Below are 8,632 nucleotides of genomic sequence, written 5' to 3'. Positions count from 1 at the left end.
TCCACATGGCACGTCCAGATCAGGCTTCAGCACCCTTCTGGAATCACCGCCATCCCGGCCACTCAACCCCGGCCAGACATTATCGGACGGGCTCTCAGCGGCGATTGCGGCGGTGTCCGCTTCGCTGAGCGAGGGGCGCACCACGGGCGGATGGCGAGGGTCGTAGCCCGCGGGCATGGCGTCCCGAAGGGTCCGGGAGCGAGTCACGAGGAAGTCGATCAGGTGGTTGCGCAGGGCGTAGTAGCCCGGGGTGTGGTGAAGTTGCGTACGGTCGCGGTTCTTGGGCAGCGGGTTCTCGACAATCTCAGCGACCTTCGCCTCCGGCCCGTTCGTCATCAGCACGATCCGGTCAGCGAGATAGATCGCCTCGTCGACGTCGTGGGTGATCATGAAGACCGTCTGCCCAGTCTCGACGCAGATCCGGCGCACCTCGTCCTGCAGCGTGCCGCGGGTGAGCGCGTCGAGCGCCGAGAACGGCTCGTCCATGAGCAGGATCTTGGGCTCGATGGCCAGTGCGCGGGCGATGCCGACGCGCTGCTTCATGCCGCCCGACAATTCTGACGGGCGCTTGTGCTCGGAGCCGGCCAGCCCCACGGTGGCGATCGCCTTGCGGGCGCGCGCCTCAATCTCGGCGCGCTTTGCCTTCCGCCAGCGCGAGGACACCGCGTAGGCGACATTGCCGAGCACGCTGCGCCAGGGCAGCAGGGCGTGACCCTGGAAGATCACGGCGCGGTCGAGGCTCGTGCCGGTAATGGCCTGCCCATCGACGATGACGACGCCCTCGCTCGGTGCATCGAGCCCAGCGAGGATGTTGAGCACCGTGGTCTTGCCGCAGCCGGAATGGCCGATCATGCATACGAACTCGCCGCGGCGCATCGGCAGCCACAGGTTCTCGAAGATCGTCGTGGCCTTGCCGCCCGGCGCCGGGTAGCGCCGGGCGATCCCCTCGATGGAGATGAACTTTTCAGAAGTCGACATGCGGCTGGTCCCGGCATCAGCCGTTTGGGAAGCGGAGCGGCGGGCGCGCCGCGCGAACGGAAGGAGCGTGCTCATGGGTCGCTTCACTCCGGGAAGGTGACGAGGCGCTGCGCACGCGCCAGGAGCTGGTCGAGGACCGTGCCGACGAGGCCGATCACCAGGATCGAGGTGATCACATTGGTGATCGAGAGGTTATTCCACTCGTTCCAGACGAAGTAGCCGATGCCGGTGCCCCCCACGAGCATCTCGGCCGCCACGATCACGAGCCAGGCGATGCCGATCGAGATGCGCATGCCGGTGAGGATCGTCGGGGCCGCTGCCGGCAGGATCACCGTGAAGGCGCGCCGGACCGGGCTCACCTCCAGGGTTCTGGCGACGTTGAGCCATTCCTTGCGCGTGCCCGCGACGCCGAAGACCGTATTGATCAGCATCGGCCAAATCGAGCAGATGAAGATCACGAAGATCGCAGACAGGCTCGAATCCTTGATCGTGTAGAGGGCGAGCGGCATCCAGGCGAGGGGTGAGACGGGTTTCAGGATCTGGATGTACGGGTCGAGCGCCCGGCTCATCAGCGGCGACATGCCGATGAGGAAGCCGACCGGGATCGCCACCAGCACCGCGAGGCCGTAGCCGAGCGCCACGCGGCCGATCGAGTAGGCGAGCTGGATCCCGATGCCCTTGTCGTTGGGCCCGCGATCGTAGAACGGGTCCTTCAGGTGTTTCCAGATCGTCGCCCCGACATCCAGCGGGCCGGGCATGGCCGACTTGCCCGTGGTGGCCGCCTGCCCCATCAGGGCGGCGTATTCCGGGTCCATGGCCTCGGTGCGGGCGGTGCCGCTGACCGCGATCTGCCAGCCGAGCAGGATCAGCGCGAGAAGCGCGAGGGAGAGGACGCCGGCGCGCAGCGAGAGCGTGCGTTGCATGGCGTTAGCTCGCGCGCTTGATCTTGAAGGAGTCGAGGTATTCCTCGGGCTTGGCTGGATCGAAGGTCTTGCCCATCACCACGAAGGTCTTGGTGGTGGCCTCCGGCGGGGTCAGTCCGTCCTGCTGCATCAACTTGGCGGCATCGGTGGCGCGGTAGACCTGCTTTGCGACCGCCGCGTAATCGACATCGCCCTTGATCTGACCCCAGCGCTTCATCTGGGTCAGCGTCCAAATCGCGAAGCTCTCGTAGGGGAAGGGGTCGAAGGCGACCCGCTTGGGGTCCTTCTTCACGCTGCCGAGCCCGTCGGCATAGGTGCCGGTGAGGACCTGCTCCACCACGGTGAGCGGCTGGTTGAGGTAGTTCGCGGGCGCGATGGCGGCGGCGATCTCCTTGCGGTTCTCCGCCTTCGAGGCGTAGGCGGTCGCCTGGAGGATGGCGCGCAGCATCGCGGCCGTCGCGTTCGGCATGTCGCGGATCGTGTCCTGCGCCACGGAGAAGGAGCAGCAGGGATGCCCGTCCCAGATCTCCTTCGACAGGATGTGGATGAAGCCGACGCCGTCATAGACCGCGCGCTGGACGACGTTGTCGGGCGCGAGGAAGCCGTCGATGTTGTCGGCGCGCAGGTTCGCGACCATCTCGGGCGGCGGCACCGAGCGAAGCTGTACGTCGGTGTCGGGATCGATGCCGTGCTCGGCGAGGTAGTAGCGCAACAAGTAGTTGTGGTTCGAGTAATCGAACGGAATCGCGAGCTTGAATCCTTTCCAATTCTTCGGGTCGCGATTGTCTTTGTGCTTATTTGCGAGGCAGATTGCCTGCCCGTTGACGTTCTCGATCGCTGGCACGGCAAATGGAACGGGGTTCGATCCGAGCCCCATCGTGATGGCGAGCGGCATCGGTGCCAGCATGTGGGCGGCGTCGTATTCCTTGTTCAGGGTCTTGTCGCGCACGACCGCCCAGCCGGCGGTCTTCACGACATCGACGTTGAGGCCCTGCTTTTCATAGAAGCCCATCGGCTTGGCCATGATGATCGGCGTGGCGCAGGTGATCGGGATGAAGCCGATCTTGAGGTCGGTCTTCTCCGGCTTGCCCGCTTCGGCGAAGGCCTCGGCCACGAACTTCGTCGGCAGAAACTGGCTGACGGCTGCCGCCGCCGTCGCGAGGCCGACGCTGCGCAGGAAGGCGCGGCGCTCGGCCTGATGCGGAAACAGCGCTTGCATCATCGTCGCCTCGACGGCCCGCTCGATCGCGGCGTCCCCGCTCGGCAGGGCCGCCTCATGCGCGGCCTGGGACGCGTGCGAACCGCAGGAGCAGCCGCCGCGTGCGAAGCGGCGTTTGGCATCGAAGGGATTGTCGAACGGGGCCATCGCAGTCTCCGGCAGGGCAAGTAAGAATTTCTCAGCAACAGTCGCGCCAACCGCTGGAATTTTTTATTCCTGCTTTTCGGCCAGCGACTTGCCGCCTCTGGGGGCGGCTCGGTCGGTTCTCGCGCCTTCGACAATGTCGATCCTTTGTCGACATTGTCGGCAGGCTCAGGCCGCGAGCCAGGCGGTGATTTCGCCGCCCTGCCGCTGCTCCATCGCGAGCCGGTGCTCGCTCTCTTCGACGACGTGCCAGGGGCGGTCGGCGACGGGGGTGCCGTGCAGCGCGATCGGGGCCGAGCGGGTCTTCAGGCGGATGACCGGGGCGGCGTGCGCGTAGCCCGGATGAGCCCGGCCGAGGATCGCGTCCGCGATGACCGCGGCTTGGCGGGCGATGGGCTCGATGAAGCGGCAGGGCCGCCCTGCGATGCTGATGCAGTCGCCCAGCCCGAAGATGTCAGGCCCGCTCGTGCGCAGGGTCGCCGGATCGACGACGATGCCGCGGTCGAAGGCGAGACCCGCTCCCCGCACCAGGCGCGAGGGCGTGGCGAGGCCGGTCGCAGCGATCACGGTCGCGGCGGCGAGGCTCGTCCCGTCCGAGAGGGCAAGCGCGACGGTGCCGTCCGGCCGGCGGCTCAGGCCGCTCACGAGGCTCGCGCCCCGGTAGCGGACACCCACGCCTTCGAGGCCCGCCAGCAGGCGCCGTCCGGCCTGCTCCGGCAGGAGTTCGGGCAGCGGCAGCGCCTTGGCCCCGAGAAGCGTGACGGCATGTCCGGCGCGGGCCAGGTCCTCGGCCAGTTCGCAGCCGACCATGCCGGCACCGATCACCGCGACCGTGCGGGGGCCGCGGGCGAGCTCGGCATGGAGCGACGACCACCCGGCAAGGTCGTTGACCCGCCAGCACAGGGCGGGGTCGAGGCAGTCCGGCAGCGCCGGCCGCGCCCCGTGGGCGAGGACGAGATGGGTGTAGGGAAGCGTGCCGCGCGTCGTGCGTAAGGCGTGGCGCTCGGGCGAGAGGCCGACCGCGACCGTGTCGGCCATCAGGCGCAGGGACAAGCGTGCTGCCGCCGCGGCCCCCGTCTCGCGGCGGAGCGCGTCGGGTGTCAGCCCGCGCCCGAGGGCCACCGAGAGTTCCGGCTTGTGGTAGAGGCTGCCGTCGCACGCGCTCACCAAAGTGATCGGCAACTCCGCATCCTCGGCCCGGATCGCCTCGGCGACGCTCCAACCGCCGATTCCGCCACCGACGATCACCACGCCGGGCCGGCGCTGCGGGACCAAGGAGGCCGGCACCGGCGCGACAGGCGCACGCCGCTGGTAGGGCTCGAAATCCGACTTGGTGACGCCGCAGATCGGGCAGGCCCAGTCATCGGGGATGTCGGCGAAGCGGGTGCCGGGCGGCAGGCCGCTATCGGGGTCGCCCTCGCCCTCGTCGTAGATCAGGCCGCAGGCCCGGCAGAGGAAAAGCTGCCAGGGGCCGAGGCCGTCGGTGGGCTCAGGGAGGCTCATGCCCGGCTCCCTTCGGTCACGGTGGGCAGCGTCTCTCGCGACAGCCGGGCCATCTCCCAGCGCAGATGCTTGATCGCGGGGGTGACGATGGCGACGAAATGCGCCTCTCGGATCCGGCGCTGGGGTGCGGCCGACATCAGGTAGCCCCGGGCGCCCTGGTGCAGCAGCGCCGATTGCGAGGCGCGCAAAGCCAGTTCGGAGACCTGGGCGCGGGCGTCGAGAACGTCGATCAGGTAGTCGGTAGCACCGTCATAGGGCGTCTCGGCGAGCCGCATCACGCGGGCGCGCAGCTCGGCGAGTTCGGCCGCGATGGCGTCGGGCCGATCGTCGAGGAACTGATTGACGTGGCCCAGCGTCTCCTCGACCGCCAGCATGGCGTTGAGGCTCCCTTCGGCCACGCCGAGGCCCATGCCGCATTGAAGCAGGATGAAGGCGCCGCGGATGCGTCCGATGAAGGGGCGTGCCGGGTCGGCGATGAGGTCGTCATGCCCGACGAAGAGGTCGTCGAGCCGCACACCCCAGGTGCTGGTGCCCTCCATGCCGGAGAAGTGCGGGCAGGGCCGCAGCTCGGCACGGTCGCAAGCCAGCACGAACATGATCTCGTGGCTGATCGTGTCGTTGGCGCCGACGACACCCGCGATGGCGCCGCAATACTGGCCCGGGCCGATATGGCTGACCCAGGGCAGCATGCCGCTGACCCGGTAGCCGCCGGGGACGCGACGGGCGCGCAGCAGGATCGGCTCGATCCCGGCGAAGGCCTTCATCGGGTTGGAGAGCGCCGTGCCTCCGAAGCTGCGGCCCGCCGCGTGATCGTCGAGCACCGCGCCGGTCAGGGCCGGGTTGCCCGACTGCTCCAGGTAGAGGCCGCACACGTCGTGGCACCACATCAGGAAGCCGGTGGCGCCGCAGGCCCGGCTCGCCGCCTGCATGGCAGCCACCGAGAGGCCGAAGCGCCCTCCGTGCCGGTCGAGATGCACGGCGAGCGCGCCCGCGCCACCGAGCCGGCCCAGGATCTCGAGCGGGTAGGCGCCGCGGTCGATCTCCGCCGCCGCGGCGCTCAACGGACCATCGGCGATGGCCTTCGCTCCGGCGAGGACGGCCTCGTCGGTCCAATCGGGGCGGTTCGGCGTGGCAGGCGGCACCGGCCCGACGGAATCATCCGCCGGCCGCAGAGCGAGGGCGCTCGACATCGTGCAGTCTCCTCAAGGATCGGGGAAGGCGGCGGGACCGTTCGGTCCCGCCTGAGCGAGTCAGCCAGCCAAGCCGATCTTGAAGGCGATCGGGTTTCGCATGGAGTTGGCCACCGGCGAGTAGACATTCGCGTGGCGCACGATCTCGTCGAGTTCCTCGCGGCTCGCATCGCCCTCGATGGTCACGGCCACGCGGATCTCCTGGAATCCCATATCCTCGGGCCGCTTCTCGGCGCCGCCCGCGCCCCAGGCGGCGGGGTTGCCGATGTCGCCCTCGAGATTCAGTTCGAGGCGCGAGAGGCGCACCTGTTTCCAGGTTGCGACGGCGGTGATGCCGACCGCGAGGCAGCCGCCGAGGGCCGAGAGCACAATCTCACCCGGCGCCGGCGCCGTGTTCTCGCCGAACAGGTGTAGGGGCTCGTCCACCACGACAGGCTGGTGGTCGCCGACATAGCTGAGGGTGCGGTACTGCCCGTCGACGACGGTGTGCACCTTGTTGGTGCCACGCGAGCCGGGATTGCAGCGGCCCTTCTCGGCGAATTGCATCAGGCCGTCGCGGTCGATCGGACGCAAGTAGGTGGTGACGGTGGTGGGGGCGGCGTTCGCGCTCATCGGCAACTCCTGTTCGTGCCCTGTCCCCGTCTTCGTCGGGGCCGGCTCGGAGGGACTTGCGCAAAGCGGGTGCCAAATCGGCGGCTAATGCGGCGATTTCATATTGATGAACTTTTTCAGTGTTTTAGCGAAAATTTGCGAGCGGCGGATCCGGATGAACCGTCGATGAATGTCGACACTTTGTCGACATTGTCGGGTTTGGCAGAGCTGGGTTAGGGTGCCGGCTGGAGCTTGCGCCAGCGATAGGAGAATTGGCGTTCGGTGAGCCCGAGCCGCTGGGCCGCCCGCGTTTTGTTGCCGCCGGCCTGGGCCAGGGCGATGCGCAGCTGTTCGTGGCCGTGCGAGTCGGCCGGCAGGTAGGGGCGCACGGTGCCCATCGCGCGAAACGCCGCTTCCCGCTTGGGCGAGAAGAACGGAGCCGAGGCGGGAGCGAGCAGGGGGCGCGCCGTGACGACGGCGCCTTCGAGCATCGGCCGCACATCCTCAACGTCCAAGACACCTTCGCTCGCCAGCAGCACGAGCCGCTCGATGAAGTTGGCGAGCTGGCGGATGTTGCCCGGCCAGGACTGGCGGGCGAGATGCGTGACCGCGCCCTGGGTCAGGTTGACGTTGCGCTGGTTGTTTTGGTTCGCCTGGGTGAGGAAGTGCAGCACCAGATCGGGGATGTCGGTGCGCCGCTCCGCCAGCGGCGGCAGGGTGATCGGCACGACGTTGAGGCGGTAGAACAAGTCCTCTCGGAAGCGGCCATGGGCGACCTCGGTGGCGAGGTCCCGGTTCGTCGCGGCGACGAGGCGCATGTCGACCCGGATCTCGCGCTTGCCGCCGAGGCGCACGACCGTCCCCTCCTGCAGGGTGCGCAGCAGCTTGGTCTGGAGGACCGCCGGCATCTCGCCGATCTCGTCGAGGAAGATCGTGCCGCCGCTCGCCTGCTCGAACCAGCCGGCCCGCGCATCGACGGCCCCGGTGAAGGCGCCGCGCTCGTGCCCGAATAGCTCGGATTCGAACAGGCTGTCGGGGATCGCCGCGCAATTGACCTTGATGAAGGGCCGGTCGCGCCGCGGGCTCGCGAGGTGGAGCGCCCGGGCGAAGAGCTCCTTGCCGGTCCCGGACTCGCCGAGCAGCAGCACGCTCGCGGTCGCGGCCGCGACCTTTTCTACCTGCGCGAGCGCGCGCAGCAGCGCGGGCGAGGTTCCGATGATGCCGTAACGGGCGCGCTTGATGCGCAGCTCGCGCGCCAGCATGTCGTTGTGCTCCTCGAGCGCCCGCGTCTTCTGCTCCACCCGCTCGTTCAAGGTCAGCAACTGGCTGACCATCGTGGCGATGATGCGCAGGATGGTGAGGTCGTCCGAGAGCGCTCGCTCCCGGTGGCGGATACGGTGGCAGGCGATGGCGCCGACCGTCCCGTGATCGACCCGGATCGGCAGCGCCAGGAACGACACGGCGCCGCGGGGAAGCTGCGCCCGCGCCACCGCCCGCCCAAGGAAGGTCGGGTCCTTGTCGATGTCCTGCACTATGATGAGGTGACCGTCCTGGATGACGCGCCCGGTGATGCCCTCGCCCGGTGCGTAGCGCCCCCGAGCGACCTCCTCGCGGGTGAGCCCATAGGCGTAGGCAATGCGGTGTCCCTTGCCGTCGGGGTCTTTCAGGACGATCCGTCCCCGGTTCAGTCCGACGATCTCGGACAGGAGATGCAGCATCTCCCGCGCGACCTGATCCAGGCGCAGGCCCTTGCCGATCAGGTTCATGACCTCCTGGACGAGGAACATCTCCTGCGTACGCCAGTGTGTGCTCGACGCGCCCTTGAGGCTTCCATCCATTCCGCGGCGCACCCCAGGTTCCTGATTGGCGCCTCAGCAACTTGCAAGCTTCGTGCAAAGGTCGGCGCACATCCGAACCGGCGGATCCCCGGAAGACGCGCCGATCAGGCATAAGCAGCCGAGATTGCATGCCCGAAGTTGCATGCCTCTGGCCTGCTGCCGGTTTGGTGGACACGGTCCTAAGCTAATTGAGCACGGTTTTCGAACTCGACAGGGCTGAGGTAGCCCAGGGTCGAGTGCCGCCGC

General features: G+C 68.3%; 7 protein-coding genes. All 7 read right to left on the bottom strand.

Features of this window, described 5'->3' with window-relative positions:
* The coding region (locus ASF53_RS15815; RefSeq protein WP_286134483.1) for an ABC transporter ATP-binding protein at positions 1-1,053 on the bottom strand (1,053 nt) is incomplete at its 3' end.
* An 8-nt stretch (positions 1,054-1,061) separates the two neighbouring features.
* Complete coding sequence (gene ntrB / locus ASF53_RS15810) at positions 1,062-1,901, bottom strand: nitrate ABC transporter permease (RefSeq protein WP_056200285.1); 840 nt, start codon at positions 1,899-1,901, stop codon at positions 1,062-1,064.
* Positions 1,902-1,905: 4 nt separating this feature from the next.
* Complete coding sequence (locus ASF53_RS15805; protein WP_056200282.1) at positions 1,906-3,267, bottom strand: CmpA/NrtA family ABC transporter substrate-binding protein; 1,362 nt, start codon at positions 3,265-3,267, stop codon at positions 1,906-1,908.
* A 165-nt stretch (positions 3,268-3,432) separates the two neighbouring features.
* Positions 3,433-4,767, bottom strand: coding sequence for an FAD-dependent oxidoreductase (locus tag ASF53_RS15800; RefSeq protein ID WP_056200279.1), 1,335 nt, complete (start codon positions 4,765-4,767; stop codon positions 3,433-3,435).
* Entirely contained in the window at positions 4,764-5,957 is a 1,194-nt protein-coding gene (locus ASF53_RS15795) for an acyl-CoA dehydrogenase family protein (protein WP_056200275.1), read from the bottom strand. Before ASF53_RS15795 ends, ASF53_RS15800 begins: the two co-directional genes overlap by 4 nt.
* A gap of 60 nt (positions 5,958-6,017) precedes the next feature.
* Positions 6,018-6,569 (bottom strand): OsmC family protein, encoded by a 552-nt coding sequence (locus ASF53_RS15790; RefSeq protein ID WP_056200272.1) that lies wholly within the window; start codon positions 6,567-6,569, stop codon positions 6,018-6,020.
* A 212-nt stretch (positions 6,570-6,781) separates the two neighbouring features.
* A complete protein-coding gene (locus tag ASF53_RS15785; protein ID WP_056200269.1) occupies positions 6,782-8,386 on the bottom strand; it encodes a sigma 54-interacting transcriptional regulator in 1,605 nt (534 codons plus the stop codon).
* Positions 8,387-8,632: the final 246 nt, after the last annotated feature.

It is taken from the genome of Methylobacterium sp. Leaf123 (assembly GCF_001423405.1).
In the GTDB taxonomy this organism is placed as follows: Bacteria; Pseudomonadota; Alphaproteobacteria; order Rhizobiales; family Beijerinckiaceae; genus Methylobacterium.
Note: the sequence above shows the minus strand (reverse complement) of the source record. Positions and strands in the feature narration are given on the sequence as shown.